Genomic DNA, 17,861 nt, shown 5'->3' on the forward strand with positions numbered 1-17,861 from the left:
GTCAGATTCACTGATTTCAATAAAACTTCTACATAAACACACACTGATGCGGTTTGATTTGCTTGAATAGCTATATTGATAAGACATTGATCCGACGGCAATTCACAATTCCTGATTATGGCAAGTAAATTCATTGATGTTAGGGAATATACTGTCAGGGCGCACAAAAGACAGATTCATACTCGTGTTTTCCAGTTTGTCTGTAAAGAGTGTAACGATCTGACAAAACGTGAGACTTTCGGCCCTCGACCTTTATATTGTGAGAGATGTCGCCCTCCCCAACCGCCTAAGAAATCCCAGCCAGGATCTCACAAAGCAAAACCCAGAGCTATGTCTTATAAAAGTGACATCGATTTAAATTGATTAAAGCCCTATGACTCAAAATGGACAATTAGAACCGCCTCCAGAAACCTTTTTCTCACCATTGTTGGAATTACGAGACTATTATGCTCGCCTCACAGAAGAGTATGAACGCCTCTTTGTGCAGGCGCGATCGCAGCTCGATCATGTAGAAGCGTTGCTGTCTAACTGGTCTTTTTCTGATGCCAACAAGCAGATATCAAGATTAACGACGACTGATGAAACCTCAAATCTTTCTCCAGAAGGTTCTTTGCGGTTTTTATCACCCCTTGATGACATCGAGGAAATCAACTTGGTGGAGTCTTTAGAGTCAGTACAAAAAGACTCAGATCGAGTTGAGATAAATAATTCCTTTTCTGCTGTTGATACAACAGAGAGTCAATCTCTAACGACATCAACAGATCCAAAGACCGTCCCAGAGAACAACGATAGTTTAACGAAGGTAGTGGAAATCCCGATGCTACCTCAGTATCAGCACGCTATCTCGCGAATGGAAGCCATAAAACAGCTATTGCAAGAACAGATAGGTACTGTTTGTCATATCGATTTTATCGTGCGATCGCTTTATGGAGAGTTAGATTCCCATCTATTCAAAGTAGTTAAAGGTAGGGTGCAATCTTCCCTCACCCAAGGCAGAGAAAGGAATTACTGGGTAACTATTCCCGATGAGCCAGGTTGTTATACTCTGGATTTAAGTTTAGTAGCTCCAAGTAATCGCAATGGTGCTTCTAGGAGTATCAAGAACAAAAATAAGAAGCCTTTCGTTCCCCCGACAAAAACAGTACCGATGCTCAAAGCTTTTGAGGGCCAATTCTTAATTGATGCCCTCACCTCTCTGTTAAAACAAAATCCAGGTAAAGTTTTCAGTGTTGCTGAAGTCATCGCCGGAATTTATGGAGAACTAGATTCTCAGCAAATTAGAGAGATCAAAAATAAGGTATTAAATGAACTATCTAGAGGCTATCGGACAGGTAGATTCGCTAGGGTTCCTAATCAAATCGGCTTCTATACTTGGGACTCAAATCTGATATTGAAGGGGAGTTCTCGTTAAATTGGGCATAGGGCATTGGAAGAGGCAGAGGGGCAGGGAGCAGACGGGCAGGGGGAGAATTAAAATTACATTACCTCTTTCGCCTCTGCTCCCTGCTCCCCTGCCCCCTGCCTCTTCCCCACCTATCCCAAAAACAGCTTGTATGCCGGATTCTTATTCTCATCCCAATAGCGATAGCCCAAGCGATCGAGAAAAGCTTGCCACTCTTCCATCTCGTGGGGGGGAACCTGGATACCGACAACGATTCGTCCGTAGTCTGCACCGTTATTGCGGTAGTGAAAAAGACTAATATTCCAGTCGGGACTCATGGAAGTAACAAACTTCATCAATGCGCCGGGACGTTCGGGAAACTCAAAACGGTAGAGCAATTCATTGTTAGCTAGGGGAGAGTGTCCACCCACCATGTGCCGCAGATGTAGTTTAGTTAGCTCGTCATCCGTTAAATCAAGGGTTTCAAATCCATGAGCTTCAAAGGTTTCTACCATCTTGACAGCATCAGCACGGTTTTGAATTTGCACACCGACAAAAATATGGGCTGTTTTTTCGTCGGCAATGCGATAATTAAACTCTGTAAGATTACGGTTGCCAATACATTCACAAAACTGGCGAATACTTCCCCGTTGCTCTGGAATTGTGACTGCAAAGATTGCTTCGCGACGTTCGCCCAACTCTGCGCGTTCTGCTACAAAGCGGAGGCGATCGAAATTCATGTTTGCACCACAGGCGACAGCAATTAAGGTTTGTCCCTCGATTTGTTCTCTTTCGGCGTAGGCTTTGGCAGCTGCGATCGCTAATGCACCAGCTGGTTCTAAAATCGATCGTGTATCCTCAAACACGTCTTTAATCGCAGCACAAGTATCGTCTGTACCCACCAAAATAATTTCATCTACATACTGCTGACATAAACGGAAGGTTTCTTCACCTACTTCCCGCACCGCCACGCCATCAGCAAATAACCCCACTTGGGACAAGCGTACCCGATGTCCGGCTTTGAGTGATTGAGACATTGCATCAGCATCTACTGGTTCAACACCAATAATCTTGATTTCGGGACGCAACCGTTTTACATAAGCCCCAATCCCAGAAATTAATCCGCCTCCTCCAATTGCCACAAAAATTGCATGGATGGGTTGTTGATATTGCCGTAAAATTTCCATCCCGATTGTTCCCTGTCCAGCAATTACATGGGGATCGTCAAAGGGATGAATAAAAGTCAATCCTTTTTCTACTTCTAATTCACGCGCATAGCTATAAGCATCATCATAAGTGTTTCCATGTAACACCACTGCTCCGCCCCTCATTCTCACCGCATCTACCTTCACTTGGGGTGTGGTTATTGGCATGACGATAATCGCTTTGGTTCCCAAACGATTGGCTGCAAGGGCGACTCCTTGAGCATGGTTCCCCGCAGACGCGGCAATTACACCTTGTACCAATATATCTGGCGGTAGTTGCACCATTTTGTTATAAGCACCCCGCAGTTTAAAGGAAAATACTGACTGCATATCCTCACGTTTCAACAGGAGTTGATTATTCAGCCGCGCAGACAGATTTGGAGCAGACTCCAGTGGTGTTTCCTGGGCAACATCATATACACGGGCAGTCAGGATTTGGATGAGGTAGTCGCAAAACATGGGCGTCAAGCTGTTAGCAAATGCTGGATGGAAATTAATTTTACGTTACAAGCGATCGCACTGCTTTTATTGAATTGCTCTCTGTGAAAATTTTGATTGAACAAAATTTAAAAATTACTAATTAATACTTTTTGAAGAGAAATAAGTTCAGTTATGGAAATTTTTTGATAACTGCAAATTTCATGCGATCGCTGGTAGGTTGATTTGAAACTAGTTTTGCCAACTATCTGAGTACTTAGATCGACAGATTAAGTATAGTCTTATTTAAGAACATAACTTCTCCATTTATGTTAAAGTATACGTGGAAGATGAAATTCGGCTGTACAGTTTGTTTTTATATATACTTGTATTACAGACCTCTCCGGATCTAAATCTCTACATCCTCTGATTCTGGAGACATTCTATGTCAATTTACGTCGGTAATCTATCTTATGAGGTTAAAGAAGATGACCTCCGGCAAGTCTTTGCAGAATATGGAACTGTAAAAAATGTTCAATTGCCTATCGACCGAGAAACAGGTCGGATGAGAGGTTTCGGCTTTGTGGAATTGGAATCAGACGCCCAAGAACAAGCGGCAATTGATGCCCTTGATAATGCTGAATGGATGGGTCGAAGCTTAAAAGTTAATAAAGCCAAGCCCAAGACAGACGGCGGTTCCTCTGGTGGTAGACGAGGAAACTATGGCGGTGGTGGTGGTGGCCGTTATTAAGGTCTAAAACCAAAAATTTAACTCTAAGGTCTTGAGGGCAGACAAAGGGTCTGCCTTTTTTGTGCTTCGGTTAAACGAAGAAAGGCAGTCCCGATGAAACAAGTTTCAAAAGCCTTGGATGAAAGAATGACTGGGGACTGGTATTTTGACTCAGCACTCAGTACGGGCTAAACGCCCCGCTTCCGCTAACAGCACTCAGCACTTTCAAGTCAGAGGGCAGGATGCAGGAGGTTTTAGGAAATAATTCTTATGAAGCCATGCGTTAGGGTAGCTTACCGCAGGTATCGTTTTATGTAATAGGTGTAGCAACCATGAACCCAGAAGCTAAACATATTGTTAACGAACTAAGGCATAAGTTCTACTCTAACTTTGCTACTGCTATGAATATGCCGGTGATCGTAACTGGTACATCTTATAGTAGTAATTCACCGATCGCATCTTGGATGGATCGTAGGCAGAGACTAAACTATATAAATGTATACGCTTATACAGCACCCGATGAATTTGTCCCATTCCGCCCATTCATTCTGCGAGTGGCTATTAACAAAAGTGCTGGTAGAGTGACAGTGACCAGAAAAGGACAAGTCTGCCGAGGTCTGAATTTGTTGTGGGATTTCGAGTTAACTGTACTACCAAAAGAAATTTTAGACTTTCTTCCCTGGATAGTTAACTTAGTTGAGGCCCATGATAAAGGTTCGCCCTTGTTGCTAGAATCACCACCCCATTCATTTGAATTAAAAGTGCCAGAGGTCGGGTTATTTAATAACGCTTGGACTGAAAAAGCTTGGCTCTTGGCAAATCCGACCATATTCCCTAATAGTAGTCTGTCAAGTTGAAATTAATGAATCAAGACTACAGGGTGGTTATAACTATCTGAAATTTTCACGAATGATTTCGGACTGCTATATATGCCTGATAATTAATAAGGCAATCTACAAATAGCAAAGATGCAGACTCTCCAAAAACTCTCACTCCCAAGCATGGGCTGCGGCACTTGGGCCTGGGGCAACCAACTGCTTTGGGGATATGACGAAAGTATGGATGAGCAGTTGCAAGCGGTCTTTAACCTTTGTGTAAGCAACGGTGTAACTTTATTTGATACAGGTGATTCTTACGGAACTGGAAGATTGAATGGTCGCAGTGAGTCACTTCTGGGACAATTCAACCGAGAATATCTAGGTTCAGGCAAAGAAAATATTTGTATTGCGACTAAGCTTGCTGCTTACCCGTGGAGATGGACACGTCAATCAATGGTAAAGGCTTACCAGTCATCTGCCCAACGTCTAGGAAAAAATGTCGATTTGGTACAGATGCACTGGTCAACAGCAAACTATGCTCCTTGGCAAGAGGAAGGACTTTTAGATGGTCTTGCCGATTTGTATGAGCAAAGGCTGGTCAAGGGAGTGGGATTATCTAATTATGGGCCGAAACGGCTTCAGCGAGTGCAGAAAAAATTCGCTCAACGAGGTGTTCCGATTACAACTCTGCAAGTTCAATATTCTCTATTGTCTACATATCCTGTCACTCAACTCAAGCTCAAAGACCTTTGCGACCAGTTGGACATTAAATTGATTGCCTACAGCCCTCTAGCTTTGGGACTACTGACAGGAAAGTACTCTGAGCAAGGCCCTTTGCCTAAAGGCATTCGAGGTCTGTTATTTAAGCAAATGTTATCAGGAATGCGTAGAGGCGTTCGCGCAGCGTCTCCTAGAGAAGCGGCTTCTGCTAGCAAATCGCTTTTAGAATGTTTGCGAGAGGTGGCACAGTTCAGAAACAAAACTATGTCACAGGTAGCAATTAATTGGTGCATCTGTAAAGGAACTATTCCCATCCCTGGAGCAAAGAGCGTGGAACAAGCAAAGGAGAATCTTGGGGCCTTGGGTTGGCAATTAGACGCTGGTGAGATTGCAGAGTTAGATCAGGCGGCGGCGAATACAGACAAAAAAATGGTACAAAATATCTTTCAAACTAAGTGATTCAAGGTCGCTGAATTAGAATATGAATCATCGCAAACAGGTGTTTTGACCACGACTGATATGGGAATGGTGCAGTTCAATTATTTGAAAAGCGCTGTCAAATCAAGACTTTTGTTAGGAGTCTATTGATGAGCTTATGCAGTTTGGGTATTATTATTAGAGACTTCATCTGTACTAGCTTTTAAGCGATTGACTAAGCTTCTGCGGACGCGATCGCTTTTGCGAACACCACCCGCCATCTCATATTCATAGCTGTCTTTGCCGTACTTAAAAGCAACTCCCAGGAGCATTTTTTCAGTCAAGTCGCTCAAAGTTTTTTCCAACTCTTCCATCTCACTTTTGTAAGAGTCAATTACAGCCAAAGTGGTATTATAAGCATCTATTTTGCTACGGTACTGCTGAATTATTTGTGTGAGATTTTGCACATTGCGAGCATCGCCAAAATCCATGCTCGGATCAATTGCTTTAAGTCCAGAGATTCTCAATTCAGCTTTTTCTAGAACGCGATATGTACGCTTTTGCCGAGACATAATTATGTTCTTTTTATTGTGTTCTAGAGCTAGCTTGCCCTACTAAAGCCTAATTTTGGTTGGGTAAAATCCACATATATTGGTATCGAGTGTAACGATAGACTCCGCAATATCAACGAAAAATATGATGTTTGTAATGAAAATCGTCGTGGTAGTAACTAAATTTGTAACATTGTAATGAAATTAATCATGTTTGTAACAAAAATCGTCGTGGTGGTAACTAAACTGGTTATTTTAGTAACTAAATTTGTAACATTGTAACAAAATTAATCATGTTTGTAACAAAAATTGTCGTGGTGGTAACTAAACTAGTTATTTTAGTAATTTAAAGCGCGATGTTAGTGGCAATGTTAGTAACGGCAAATGGTTTCAATTCCAAACACCTAGATATCACAAGCAATGAATTGAGCAAGTAATGCTGAATTGTGCAAAATCTGTAACACTGGGTTAAATCTAGGTTTTTTTAACTTAGCTGCGGAATTTAGAACAAAAGTGATGTGTTAATAAGTAAATAAAATACACATAGTCAAGGCAGGATTATGATACTTGAAACTGCGGCGATCGCTGCTCAATCAATACTGTGCTAGCTCAAGATATTGAGATAATTGAAGCAGGTTTTTAGAGATTGTGACCGTTGTTTGTAACGCTACGCCTTTGATAAATTTTGCAGCTATTAATCGCCTTGATATCTTGCAGGCTGCATTTAGGCAAATTGTTATTCCCCAAGCTGTCTATAATGAAACGACTGTTGCAGGTTTTCCAGCATCGGAATTTGTATTACAAGCGATCGCTGACAGATGGCTGCAAGTTGTCTCAGTTTCAACAATAACACTCAATATACCGTCAGAATTAGATAAAGGTGAACGCGAAGCAATTGCTTTAGCACTAGAAACTGGAGAACGATAAATTTTGCTAGATGAACGTGAAGCACGCCAAGTAGCTCAAAATTTGGGATTACAAGCAATTGGTACTTTAGGTATTCTCTTATTAGCAAAAAATAGAAAGATAATTACACAAGTACAACCCCTACTAGATGCCATGATTAATACTGCTCAATATTGGGTGAGCCGCAGTCTTTATGAACAAGTCTTACGACAAGCAGGAGAATTAATAGACTAATGAGCAAAAAATAGCCAAAATTAGGTGTTTGTTTGCGATCGCTTTTCTTTTATCAATATGTAGTGAGGACTAAAGTCCTCAAATGAGGACTTTAGTCCTCAAATGAGGGCTGAAGCCCTCACTAAGAACTAATATCAGGATTTTAGAACAGGATTGATATTGATTAGCGATCGCTTGTATGATTGCGTTGGTGGAGCGATCGCTTAAACAAATTCCACAAATCATACATCTTTTTGAGTGTCTATCTCAGATACATTCAAACCTGTTAACCTCGCTACCTGTTCTACTGTCATCCCAGATTCAAGTAAGTTGCGTGCAGTTTGCAATAACTGTAATTCTGCCTTGTCTGCCCTTTGGCGTTCTTGTTCTGTCCTTTGGCGTTCTTGTTCTGTCCTTTGGCTTTCATGTTCTGCCCTTTGACGTTCCTTTTCTTCAGGAGTTAGCAGTAATTCTCCTGCCAAATTTGCCCAGCGTAACCAAGTAGCATCAATACCTTTATAATTTTCCTGCCATAACTGCAATGCTAACCCTAAAGATTGACTCACCAACTGATTTTGAGGGTTTACTGCAATCGGTTGATAAGCTCCTTTTTCAATACAGAAACCAGCCAAATCATTAGGGTTAAAAGGGTCATACCAGAAATATTCTGGCACACGCATTTGATTTTGATAAATCAGCTTTTTCTCATTTTTGTCTGCTTGGGCTGTGCTGTCAGAAAGCAACTCAATAACTACATCTGGTGTTTTCCCCTCTTCCCAAACCACCCAACTGCGACGTTCTCCTTTGGGGACTCCCAACACAGCAAAAAAGTCTGGCCCTTTAAAGTCTTTGTTTCGCACCTGGGCCAGACTGTAGTAAACAAACATATTACCGCCGATAAATCCATCCTCTCGTTCTTCCAACCAAGGTATCAGAGCATCGATCAGCAAATCCATCTGGGCTTTGTGTCGTGGACTTTCCATCGGAATACCGTCATCATCTGGTAATTCTGCTTGGGTGGGTGGAAGTTGAATATCTGGTGCAGCTAGGTTAGTTTCTGACATAGCTTTTCACCTTTTGGGTAAGCGTGGCGGATATTTTTATGTTAAGCGATCGCAGAAACTTCAGTTAATTTGCTTTCGACAGTTTTTCAATTTGCCCAGTAAAGTATGCTTCTTCATGTTTGAGTTGTTGCGCCAGTTTTAACCCTTGTTGAAAAGCTGTTAATGCTTGAGGAAATTCTTTGCGTTCTAGATACAATTGCCCAATTTGGTCATAAGCTTGCATCATGCCGTAAAAGTTGGCAGCTTGCGCCTGTATCTGCACCAAAATTTCGCTAGCCTGCAAAGCCTCCTGTATTTGTCCTTGCGAACGATACAACGCAATTAACTTCTGCAAAGCATCACCAGCACGAACGTACTCCTTTAATTGCCAAGCAGTGGTATAAGCCTCTTGATAATTGTTAAAAGCTTCTAGCAGTAAATTAGGATCTTTCTTGGCTAGAGATTCGTAATCTGAAGCGATCGCTAGCTTTAATTCTAGTATTTCTGTAAGCTTATTTTCATTGCCATAAATTTCTGCTAGTTTGTTAAGTACATTCAATGACTGCTGCGGTTGGTTTGTCTGCTCGTAAATATAAGCCAGCTGTTGCAGATATGTTACCTCGTTTACGCGATCGCCAAGGGAAGTCGCTAAACTCAACAATTCCTCATAGATTGGCGCAGCTTTGCGATAATCAAACCAACTCAAATGCAGTTCTCCAATCGTCTTGAGGGTTTCTAATACCGCTATTTGATCTTTTTGTTGTCGTACTACTAGCAAAACTTGGTTATAAGCTTCTATAGCCAGTTTAGACGATCGCACATTTTTGTAAGCTTCACCTAGCGATCGCCACAATTCTAGATCGATTGGGGTAGCTTTTTTTTGAGATTGGGCTTGTTTTTGAATTTCTTGCAATCGTTGTGTAATGTATTGTACTTCTTGTGCGTCGTTTTGCTTCCAAGCGATCGCCCCAACTCGTGATAATGCTTGCACCTCTGCTAATGAACCTAAAAAGCGCCGCAAACGCAGTTCTCGGTTCCAAATTTCAAACGCCGCAATCGGTTCACCTGCTTGCAGTTTCGCCGCCGCTTCTTGATTTAACGCATCTAATGCTGGTTCTAACTTTTGCCGTTCTTGGAGAGTTAACGGCTGTTTATCTTTGGGCGATCGTGGTGACAGTGGATCGGGTGTGGTAATCTCTAGAGGGCTGGGAGGAAATTTATCAGGTGGTTTCGGCGGTTTACTCTCTGCCAGTGCGAAGGAATTGCTAAAGAGTATAGTGGCAGTAGCGATCGCAATTAAGTGCCTGAGCATGGGTACTTTACTTTACCTTGAGTAATTTGCATGAGATAATTAGCGATTATCCCCATCCCCTATTATTGACTAACTATTCTCCAGCTTTACAAGAAAAGCCTACCTGAGAGCTATGTGGCTTCAGCACACAGATAAAAGGCAGTGTGCGAATTTTGCCAAAATAAATGCTTAACGAGTTCTAGTTGTTAGGCGCAAAATATAAGCAGTTTAACTTGTACTGAAGCAGACTAATTTTCTCCAGTTAGAGGATTTATCGTAGATATAATTTAAAAATTGCGATCGCAGCCAGGATTTTTGAGTCAGGGGAGTGTCAAAATAATCCTAGATAATATTTAAGTAACTAGTCGATCGTTTTGTAATGACTCATTCTACTGATATCGCCACTTTAGCCCGCTGGATGGCAGCTGACTTTAGCAATCAAGAACAAGCTTTTGAAAATCCGCCTTTTTATGCTCATATCCGCGTCTGTATCCGTCCCCTTCCCTTAGAGTTGTTCTCAGGGGTAAGTTTGTTTCTCGAACAAGCTTATGATTTTATGCTCAATCAACCCTACCGAATGCGGGTAATGAAGTTGATTCCGGCAGAAAACCACATTGCTATTGAACACTACACCGTTAAAGAAGAACAAAAATTTTACGGTGCATCTCGTGAACCCGAACGCCTCAAAGAGTTGTCTTTTGACCAATTGGAAAAAATGCCAGGTTGCAACATGATTGTAGAGTGGACAGGAAAAAGCTTCAAAGGCAGAGTTGAACCTGGTAAAGGCTGCATAGTGGTTCGTGACGGCAAAAATACTTATCTGGATAACGAATTTGAGATTGACGCTAAAGAATTTTTCAGCCTCGACCGGGGAAGGGATTTAGACACCGATGAACGTCTGTGGGGTTCTATCGCCGGCCCATTTCACTTTCTCCGTTGGGGTAGTTTTGCCGATGAAGTAAAGGTGTAACAAGTGAGGAGTGAGGAGTTACAACTCAAAACTCTCTTTAATCTGCTAAGAGTAGTTTGTGCTTTGGTCAACTTGTAATCGCCACCTTTTAGCGATCGCCTAAAAACTACCAAAAACATCCAGTTAACCTACTATCTCTACCTCAGAATCCTATGCTATCATGATTTAACTAGCGCCCTATGGCTACTGAATGGCTACTAAAATACCTTAGCAACATTAAAGTAGTTCAGGGAATTTTGCTGTGGCGGCATAGCCAAGTGGTAAGGCAGAGGTCTGCAAAACCTCCACCCCCGGTTCAAATCCGGGTGCCGCCTTTAAGGCTTTCAGCCTTTTAGGATAATCAAAAATCACATAAAAGGCTTTTTTGATAGCCAAACTGATATTCAAAGTCCAAGCCTACTGCCTTCTAACCTGTAAGATGTCTTAGATTGCACTACCCAACTTGACTATATTATAGATATCACTGGTATCTAAAACAATGACCAAAGCTAAGACCACCCAAGAAACCTAGCCCTTTCAAGGTGACTAATGAAGATACGTTGTTTCCGTGCTACCATCTGGAATCATCCGCTCAGATTTTGGGATTTTTGAAGGTTGAAATAACCAATTTTTGTTCCGAATTTCACCACCTTGAAAGGGCTAATATTAAGACTTACGAGCTTTACAAAGCTCCCATAATATGCATTATTAATCAATATATACATTTCAGGTGCTGACTGCAACTCTTATTTAGTCGTATATTTACTCTTTTGGGTGTTAGACACAGTTAAAAGCCCAAAGTTAGTATAGTACATATGTATGATGCGTAAATCCTAATTATTTTTTTAAATACTAGATTTATGGATTCTTCTCAAATTGAAACAGGTGCGCCTCTTTCTATAGAAATTGCTCAGATTGCCTCACCATCAACAACACTTTCTCCTACCTCAACACCTAGCGATCGCATTTCTAAAGATGCTATTCGCACCAGTTTGAGGGCTTCCACTGTTGATGGTGTTTTCGCGGCAATTTTCTCTATTGGCACTGGCGGAGTTTTGCTAGGTAATTTCTTGGTGGAGTTGGGTGCCAGCCCGATAGTGTTTGGGATGCTGGCTTCTATCCCGATGTTGGCGAATCTTTTTCAGCCAATAGGTGCTTACTTGTCTGAACGCAGCACTAGCCGCTTTCAGTATTCCCTTGGCATTTATGGGATTGCTCGGCTACTGTGGCTGATTTTAGTAATTGGCATTGTTAGTTTTAGTTGGGGAGGGCTTAATTCCAACCAATTAGTGGTATTGTCCCTCCTGATTCTCGTATGCAGCCATCTTTTGGGAGGACTAGGAACTGCATCGTGGTTCAGTTGGATAGCAATGTTAGTCCCACGGCGATTGCGAGGTAGATATTTCGGGCTACGCAATAGTATTGCCAACTTAACCGAGTTAATCAGCTTGCCAATAGCCGGTCTAGCTATATCACATTGGTCCGGGGGGTCTATCCAAGGTTATGGGGTGATTTTGCTCTTAGGCATTATCTTTGGAATTGTGAGTTTGGGGTGTCAATATTTACAGGTAGATATAAATCCCCAATTACAAAATACTTATTATGCTAACTCATCTCAAACAAGTGAAATTCAGTCAGACTCGGTACCAAATGAACCTGGTGAGATATCTGAAGCAATCTCTCTGCCGCAAATACCAACTCCCCAAAACCAGATAGATAGCAGCATTTGGAAAAACTCTAATTTTTTGGTGTTTCTGCTTTATTTCGGCTCATGGGCATTTGCTGTTAGCTTGAGTGCGCCGTTTTTTAACCTCTACTTGCTAGATACGCTAAACCTGGATGTGAGTTGGGTAACTTTTTACAACAGCCTGCGAGCAGGGGCACACATGCTAATGCTCATCGTGTGGGGTAGATTAACAGATAAAATAGGCAATCGTCCGATTCTAATTTCTACTGGAATTCTAATTGCAGTCATACCCTGGCTATGGCTGACGATTGGTTCTAGTCCTCTCGATCTCTGGCTGTGGTTGCCGCTGTTACACATTTTCATTGGGGCTAATTGGGGAGGAGTTGACTTGTGTAACAACAATCTCCAGATAGAGATTGCACCAGTAAAAAATCAGTCTATCTATTTTGCAACAGCAGCAGCTGTTGCTGGAGCAAGTGGTGCTTTAGGAGCAACTATCGGTGGCTTCATTGCTCAATTTGCTGGGTCTTTTGGCATAGCAGAAGTATTCATTGTATCTGGTGTATTACGATTAGCATCGCTTGTGCCACTCATTGTTAAAAAAGATTTGGGTAGTTAGGATAAAATTTCTCTGTTACGGATGTGAACAAAGAATGTTGTACTCAAACTAGAGATTTATCCACCTACAGGAAGAACTGCTAAGTTACATTTTTACTCTATAGTAAAAAATATTTGTAACATAGTGACAAAGTTAATGTCAACAAAGCAGATTCTAGAAATCTGTTGTTACATAAATTCGACTTTATTCATTTTTTAGTAACGCTCAAGCTAGCGCTAAAATCTTTATAAAACGGTAGTTTTACTTTTTCAATTTCACCATTAATAAGTGACGCAAAAAAGTTTTTGCCAAAAATATAGGTTTTTTGCCCTATCAAGAGAACCAAGTTATTAATTTTGGATAAAGTCGAGAAAAGCTGATATACATTTAGTTTGCAGTCTGGTAGTAATTTCTGTTTGAATATGCAATTTGAATGCGAATTAGCTCATACAATCCAAACTATTTGAATTTCAAAATTTGAAAAAGTTACGATGCTCAAGATAGACACATCAAAAATCACCACCCAAGAAGTTGAAGCTTTCGAGCGAGACGGTGTTATCTGCGTCAAAAATGTTTTGGATGACATCTGGGTAGAACGGATGCGAACAGCCGTTGAAAAGAATGTATTAATCCCTGGCCCTTTAGAAGTTAAGGGCGTCCCCAAATCAGAAGGTCATGTGGAACATACCAGTAACTTATGGCTCACTGATGCTGATTTCCGTGCTTTGGCTTTTGAATCTCCCCTAGCGACGCTTGCGGCTCAAGTCTTGAAATCGAAAAAACTTAACTTTTTGGGTGACGGTTTCTTTGTTAAAAAGCCGAAAGCAGACAGCCGTGTAGGCTGGCATAACGACAAATCTTACTGGCCTATACAAGGCGAGCAGTGTTGTAAAATTTGGCTGGCTTTAGATAGTGTTAACCAAGAAAATGGTAGATTAGAGTACATCAGAGCCTCTCATCTATGGGGCAAGGAGTTACGTGAAGGATCTGACCCCTCGTGGTTTGTAGAGCCAGAGCCTCACGAAATTCTATCTTGGGATATGGAGCCTGGAGATTGCTTGGTTCATCATTTTTTGACAATTCATCATTCAGTAAGAAACACATCTTCTACACGACGACGCGCAGTGGTGATTAATTGGACTGGCGATGATGTTACTTACGATCGCCGCCCCAATGCTTGGCCTTTCAGACCTTTTGAAGAAATTGATATCCCAGAATTTGAGTCTCTCAAAGTCAAAAAATCTGGGGAGCCATTAGACTGCGATATTTTTCCGAGAGTTGAACTGCATCGTTAGTCCGTAATTTAAAGATGGTTGCTGCTATTGTTAAGGATGCGATCGCTATACAAAATCTTATAGTGATTGTCCTCAACTATGTAGCAACCATAGCTGGGATTTATTTAGCTGAGTTTATCAAAATGTTAGGTGACTACTAGGATGTAATCTTGTCAAGTTCATCAAGAATATTGCTATCTATATCGATGTCAAATTTCCGAGCAAAATGAGCAGATGATGCAACCAAATTAGGCAAATCTTCCATTAGCAATATTTTTGGATGAGGGCCTCCAGTTGACCAATCAACATATCGCCGACAGTCATTTTTTAGTTTCAGGTGAGGTGCATTACCAAGTATAGTTTGAATATACGCCTCCTCTGGATACTTGAGCTTACTGTAATGTAAGCTTACGGCATTTTTCTGTCCGTGGAAATCGATAATGTACTCAGCAGCTTTGCGATTGGCACAAAACCATTGACTTCCACTGAAACAAGCAAGTTCTTTTGAAAAAGGAAGAAAAGCTTTCGTTAATAAAGGATGTTCTAAGCGTATTTCTATATTCAGTTGACCAAAGTATTTTTTTAAGTAATTAAAAGAAAATGACTTCGTACAGTATCGTTCATAAGAATTTTTTAGCCACAACATATTTTGTATTATACTATGCTTATAAATCTCATATGTGATCTCCTCATGCTCAACATAAGCATCGTATGGACTTGAGGCTAGCTCATCCAATATTTGCTTTGCGGTTTTAATAGGATAGTCTGCTGCACTAAGGTATACAAACCAATCCGGTGCATTTGGTATCTCGTACATTAGTTTAATTGCCTGTATTGTAGCCTCTTCAACAGAAAAATCTGCCCACTTTGTCTGTATGTAGGGGCGTACTAGTAAAACATTTTTTGAGAGAGTATCTATAGATAAATCACTTTTTGAAAAATCATGATGACACACAATTACAGGATGATTGAACATCTTATTTAATTGATTGATTAACCTGTAAATTTGTAGAGGTTTTGCGTGTGTTAATAAAACAAAGCCTATTGTTGGGCTGGTGTTCTCGTGCATTTGTTCAAGTTGTAGAGGTATTGATATTAAGTTGCATTCCACGAGATTACTTTTGAGATAACTATGGAATGTGGTGATAAAATTACTTTAATACACTACACTATGACGCTACAATCTGGCAATAGCAAACTTTCTGTTAATGAATAAACAGTTAAACTAACAATGATTAAGCCTCTATTGGTTAACACTTATGATCCCAAGGGAGGAGCAGGAGCTGCTCGTGCAGCTTATCGGCTACATCAAGAACTACTGAGATTAGAAATTGATTCTCAGATGCTAATTCAAGATAAAAGAATAGCTGACTCTACTGTGGTCAGTTATCCTAATAAGGTAGCCAAAGCAATGTGGAAAGTTCGTCCAATGTTGGATGCTTTACCATTAGAACTTTATAGAAATATGCCACGTAATCCTGTATTTTTCCGGCTCCAATGGCTCCCTAATACAGTTACGTCGCAAATTGCTAAACTTGACCCAGACATCATTAACCTGCATTGGATTTGTGACGGATTTATACCAATTGAAGCACTGGCAAAATTCAATAAGCCTATTGTTTGGACATTTCATGATACGTGGGCATTCACAGGTGGATGCTGCTATTCTCTAGGGTGCGATCGCTATACAAAATCTTGTGGAAATTGCCCTCAACTGGGTAGCAAGCATAGCTGGGATTTCTCTCGCTGGGTTTGGCATCGTAAAACTAAAGCATGGCAAAATCTTAAGCTTACTGTTGTCAGTCCTAGTAATTGGCTTGCTGAATGTGCTAAATCCAGTTCCCTATTTTCAAATAGTGACATCAGAGTTATTCCTCACGGGTTAAATCTCAGCATCTATAAACCAACTGAGCGTCAAATAGCTAGAAACTTACTAAGTCTCCCACAAAATAAGCAACTAATTTTATTCGGAGCAATCAACGCAACTAGCAATCCCAGAAAAGGATTTCATCTATTGCAATCAGCGTTGCAAAAATTGAGCCAGTCTGAGTGGAAAGATAAAATTGAACTGATTGTTTTTGGTTCATCTCAACCTGAAGATTCAGTTGATTTAGGTTTTAAGGTACACTACTTAGGCAAAATTGATGATGAGAATAAACTAGCGCTTCTTTACTCATCTGCGGATGTGATGATTGTGCCATCAATTGAAGAAGTTTATGGATTGACTGCTTGTGAATCTCTGTCGTGCGGAACACCTGTGGTTTCTTTTGATTCAACGGGACTCAAAGATTTAGTTGAACATCAAAAAAATGGATATCGGGCGCAATGTTTTAGTTGTGATGACTTAGCAAATGGGATTATCTGGGTAATAGAGAATAAAGAGCGGCATCAAAAACTTTGCGATCGCGCTCGTGAGAAAGCCGAACAAGAATTTGCGATCGAGCTACAAGCACATCGTTACTTATCCCTCTTTGAGGAAATGAGTAAGCCCTCGTAAACAAGCGATCGCTCACCTACCCACTACAAGCAGAAAAACCTATACCAAGAAATTCACTATCAATTTTGCAACGCTTTTTTATTACTGCCTAACGTTTCATTAATAGCCATGATTAACAACTCATTTAGAGGGATTCCCACTGCTTTGGCCATAGAAGAAATCACACTTTTAGGGGCAAAAGAACAATATAAGCCGGCTTCTAAGAACCAAGGTTCTCCCTCTGGGTCGATGCGGAAGTCAAATAAACTGTAGTGACGACAACCCAAAGCCTGATGACACTTCTTAGCCACTTGCTGAACTTTCTGGGTGATTGGGTCGTTAAGGTCTACAATCCAAGACTTCTTATTATCTTTAGCAGCAAAACCCAAGTTGCCATCGTCCGTTTGTTGGAGTTTATCAGCATGGTTGCGGATCGGTTTGGAGTGGGGGTCTAACAGATACTCTTCAAGGGGTAAACCCACTAGCTCACCGTCTTTGACAATGATGCCGCATCTGACTTCTCGACCGAGTTCAATGAATTCTTCTACAATGACCTCATCTGAATATTCAAATGCTTTCTTCAGAGCAGCGTCATAGTCAGTAGCATCTTTAACTAAGGACATCCCTAAAGAGTTGTCGGAACTTACAGGTTTGACGATTGCTGGAGGTGTAATTGTCGGAATGTATCCTTTACGGAGCAGTTCTCCACGAGGCACTTTTACCCCTGCTGCTTCAACAATTGCTTTGGTTCTGGCTTTATGGGCCGTTATTGCCATGAGGTCTGGAGTATTGCCTATGTAAGGGATCTCAAGCAGGTCGAATAAAGCGCGGTATTCAGTCATTCCAGGGATACAAAACATTTGTGGTAACATGATGTCAATGTTTTGTGCTGTTAGAAACTGTATGGCATCAGATAGAGTCATCGGTTTGGTGTCAGCAATATCTTCAGAGCTGAGGGAGTGAGGAAATCGCCAGTGGCGATCGGGTGTGATGTATGCAATCTGAAAGTCATAGTGCGATCGATCTGCTGTTGCTGCCAAACAGTCTTGGGCGTAAAGGCGTGACAAATCACAGTAAAAATCATTGTGTGCAGACCCAACTAAATGAAGGATACGAAGTACTGGCATGATTCATCTTCCTTATATATTGTTATAATTTCTATAGCGGTTCTCGGCCTTTGTGAGG

Annotated in this window: 18 protein-coding genes and 1 tRNA gene; 13 read left to right on the top strand and 6 right to left on the bottom strand. The window is 41.1% G+C overall.

Annotation, left to right across the window (positions count from 1 at the left end):
• Positions 1-117 precede the first annotated feature (117 nt).
• Positions 118-363 carry a hypothetical protein gene (locus V7K41_RS01510; protein WP_334845399.1) on the top strand — a complete coding sequence of 82 codons (246 nt, stop codon included), beginning with the start codon at positions 118-120 and terminating at the stop codon, positions 361-363.
• A gap of 10 nt (positions 364-373) precedes the next feature.
• Entirely contained in the window at positions 374-1,411 is a 1,038-nt protein-coding gene (locus tag V7K41_RS01515; RefSeq protein ID WP_334845400.1) for a hypothetical protein, read from the top strand.
• Between the two features lie 122 nt (positions 1,412-1,533).
• Here the strand turns inward: V7K41_RS01515 and ilvA are convergent, their stop codons facing one another.
• On the bottom strand, positions 1,534-3,045 hold the full coding sequence (gene ilvA / locus V7K41_RS01520; RefSeq protein WP_334845401.1) for a threonine ammonia-lyase, biosynthetic: 1,512 nt from the start codon (positions 3,043-3,045) through the stop codon (positions 1,534-1,536).
• A gap of 403 nt (positions 3,046-3,448) precedes the next feature.
• On the opposite strand from ilvA, the gene V7K41_RS01525 reads away from it, so the two are divergent.
• From V7K41_RS01525 to V7K41_RS01535, 3 genes are all read left to right on the top strand, one after another.
• Entirely contained in the window at positions 3,449-3,754 is a 306-nt protein-coding gene (locus V7K41_RS01525; protein ID WP_104905435.1) for an RNA recognition motif domain-containing protein, read from the top strand.
• 311 nt (positions 3,755-4,065) lie between these two features.
• The gene (locus tag V7K41_RS01530; protein WP_334845402.1) at positions 4,066-4,590 is read left to right on the top strand and encodes a hypothetical protein; all 525 of its coding nucleotides are present in this window, start codon (positions 4,066-4,068) and stop codon (positions 4,588-4,590) included.
• A gap of 111 nt (positions 4,591-4,701) precedes the next feature.
• Positions 4,702-5,730 (top strand): aldo/keto reductase, encoded by a 1,029-nt coding sequence (locus V7K41_RS01535; protein WP_334845403.1) that lies wholly within the window; start codon positions 4,702-4,704, stop codon positions 5,728-5,730.
• A 134-nt stretch (positions 5,731-5,864) separates the two neighbouring features.
• Here the strand turns inward: V7K41_RS01535 and V7K41_RS01540 are convergent, their stop codons facing one another.
• Complete coding sequence (locus V7K41_RS01540; RefSeq protein WP_334845404.1) at positions 5,865-6,260, bottom strand: hypothetical protein; 396 nt, start codon at positions 6,258-6,260, stop codon at positions 5,865-5,867.
• A gap of 627 nt (positions 6,261-6,887) precedes the next feature.
• On the opposite strand from V7K41_RS01540, the gene V7K41_RS01545 reads away from it, so the two are divergent.
• Positions 6,888-7,166: a hypothetical protein gene (locus V7K41_RS01545; RefSeq protein WP_334845405.1), complete on the top strand. Its 279-nt coding sequence runs from the start codon at positions 6,888-6,890 to the stop codon at positions 7,164-7,166.
• Between the two features lie 3 nt (positions 7,167-7,169).
• Complete coding sequence (locus tag V7K41_RS01550; RefSeq protein ID WP_334845406.1) at positions 7,170-7,379, top strand: DUF3368 domain-containing protein; 210 nt, start codon at positions 7,170-7,172, stop codon at positions 7,377-7,379.
• A 221-nt stretch (positions 7,380-7,600) separates the two neighbouring features.
• Here the strand turns inward: V7K41_RS01550 and V7K41_RS01555 are convergent, their stop codons facing one another.
• Together V7K41_RS01555 and V7K41_RS01560 are read right to left on the bottom strand one after the other, a co-directional pair.
• Complete coding sequence (locus tag V7K41_RS01555; protein ID WP_334845407.1) at positions 7,601-8,422, bottom strand: Uma2 family endonuclease; 822 nt, start codon at positions 8,420-8,422, stop codon at positions 7,601-7,603.
• 64 nt (positions 8,423-8,486) lie between these two features.
• Positions 8,487-9,713, bottom strand: coding sequence for a tetratricopeptide repeat protein (locus V7K41_RS01560; protein WP_334845408.1), 1,227 nt, complete (start codon positions 9,711-9,713; stop codon positions 8,487-8,489).
• Between the two features lie 358 nt (positions 9,714-10,071).
• Between V7K41_RS01560 and V7K41_RS01565 the strand changes: the two genes are divergently transcribed.
• From V7K41_RS01565 to V7K41_RS01585, 5 genes are all read left to right on the top strand, one after another.
• On the top strand, positions 10,072-10,662 hold the full coding sequence (locus V7K41_RS01565; RefSeq protein ID WP_334845409.1) for a chromophore lyase CpcT/CpeT: 591 nt from the start codon (positions 10,072-10,074) through the stop codon (positions 10,660-10,662).
• A gap of 243 nt (positions 10,663-10,905) precedes the next feature.
• A tRNA-Cys gene (locus V7K41_RS01570) sits at positions 10,906-10,976 on the top strand.
• Between the two features lie 525 nt (positions 10,977-11,501).
• Entirely contained in the window at positions 11,502-12,947 is a 1,446-nt protein-coding gene (locus V7K41_RS01575; protein WP_334845410.1) for an MFS transporter, read from the top strand.
• A gap of 470 nt (positions 12,948-13,417) precedes the next feature.
• Entirely contained in the window at positions 13,418-14,221 is an 804-nt protein-coding gene (locus tag V7K41_RS01580; RefSeq protein ID WP_334845411.1) for a phytanoyl-CoA dioxygenase family protein, read from the top strand.
• A 14-nt stretch (positions 14,222-14,235) separates the two neighbouring features.
• On the top strand, positions 14,236-14,361 hold the full coding sequence (locus tag V7K41_RS01585; protein WP_334845412.1) for a hypothetical protein: 126 nt from the start codon (positions 14,236-14,238) through the stop codon (positions 14,359-14,361).
• On the opposite strand, the gene V7K41_RS01590 is transcribed toward V7K41_RS01585, so the two are convergent.
• Complete coding sequence (locus V7K41_RS01590) at positions 14,358-15,311, bottom strand: beta-1,6-N-acetylglucosaminyltransferase (RefSeq protein WP_334845413.1); 954 nt, start codon at positions 15,309-15,311, stop codon at positions 14,358-14,360. The genes V7K41_RS01585 and V7K41_RS01590 overlap by 4 nt on opposite strands.
• A gap of 120 nt (positions 15,312-15,431) precedes the next feature.
• Between V7K41_RS01590 and V7K41_RS01595 the strand changes: the two genes are divergently transcribed.
• Positions 15,432-16,697 (top strand): glycosyltransferase family 4 protein, encoded by a 1,266-nt coding sequence (locus V7K41_RS01595; RefSeq protein ID WP_334845414.1) that lies wholly within the window; start codon positions 15,432-15,434, stop codon positions 16,695-16,697.
• Positions 16,698-16,756: 59 nt separating this feature from the next.
• Here the strand turns inward: V7K41_RS01595 and V7K41_RS01600 are convergent, their stop codons facing one another.
• Positions 16,757-17,803 (bottom strand): D-alanine--D-alanine ligase family protein, encoded by a 1,047-nt coding sequence (locus tag V7K41_RS01600; protein ID WP_334845415.1) that lies wholly within the window; start codon positions 17,801-17,803, stop codon positions 16,757-16,759.
• Positions 17,804-17,861: the final 58 nt, after the last annotated feature.

This window comes from Nostoc sp. (assembly GCF_036917415.1).
GTDB lineage: Bacteria > Cyanobacteriota > Cyanobacteriia > Cyanobacteriales > Nostocaceae > Nostoc.

Excerpts from the sequence above, each read along its gene's own strand:
- V7K41_RS01515 (WP_334845400.1), top strand. The coding sequence starts at position 374 with ATGACTCAAAATGGACAATTAGAACCGCCTCCAGAAACCTTTTTCTCA.
- V7K41_RS01555 (WP_334845407.1), bottom strand. The coding sequence starts at position 8,422 with ATGTCAGAAACTAACCTAGCTGCACCAGATATTCAACTTCCACCCACC.
- V7K41_RS01595 (WP_334845414.1), top strand. The coding sequence starts at position 15,432 with ATGATTAAGCCTCTATTGGTTAACACTTATGATCCCAAGGGAGGAGCA.
- ilvA (WP_334845401.1), bottom strand. The coding sequence starts at position 3,045 with ATGTTTTGCGACTACCTCATCCAAATCCTGACTGCCCGTGTATATGAT.
- V7K41_RS01535 (WP_334845403.1), top strand. The coding sequence starts at position 4,702 with ATGCAGACTCTCCAAAAACTCTCACTCCCAAGCATGGGCTGCGGCACT.
- V7K41_RS01585 (WP_334845412.1), top strand. The coding sequence starts at position 14,236 with ATGGTTGCTGCTATTGTTAAGGATGCGATCGCTATACAAAATCTTATA.
- V7K41_RS01575 (WP_334845410.1), top strand. The coding sequence starts at position 11,502 with ATGGATTCTTCTCAAATTGAAACAGGTGCGCCTCTTTCTATAGAAATT.
- V7K41_RS01530 (WP_334845402.1), top strand. The coding sequence starts at position 4,066 with ATGAACCCAGAAGCTAAACATATTGTTAACGAACTAAGGCATAAGTTC.
- V7K41_RS01580 (WP_334845411.1), top strand. The coding sequence starts at position 13,418 with ATGCTCAAGATAGACACATCAAAAATCACCACCCAAGAAGTTGAAGCT.
- V7K41_RS01525 (WP_104905435.1), top strand. The coding sequence starts at position 3,449 with ATGTCAATTTACGTCGGTAATCTATCTTATGAGGTTAAAGAAGATGAC.
- V7K41_RS01600 (WP_334845415.1), bottom strand. The coding sequence starts at position 17,803 with ATGCCAGTACTTCGTATCCTTCATTTAGTTGGGTCTGCACACAATGAT.
- V7K41_RS01510 (WP_334845399.1), top strand. The coding sequence starts at position 118 with ATGGCAAGTAAATTCATTGATGTTAGGGAATATACTGTCAGGGCGCAC.
- V7K41_RS01540 (WP_334845404.1), bottom strand. The coding sequence starts at position 6,260 with ATGTCTCGGCAAAAGCGTACATATCGCGTTCTAGAAAAAGCTGAATTG.
- V7K41_RS01565 (WP_334845409.1), top strand. The coding sequence starts at position 10,072 with ATGACTCATTCTACTGATATCGCCACTTTAGCCCGCTGGATGGCAGCT.
- V7K41_RS01560 (WP_334845408.1), bottom strand. The coding sequence starts at position 9,713 with ATGCTCAGGCACTTAATTGCGATCGCTACTGCCACTATACTCTTTAGC.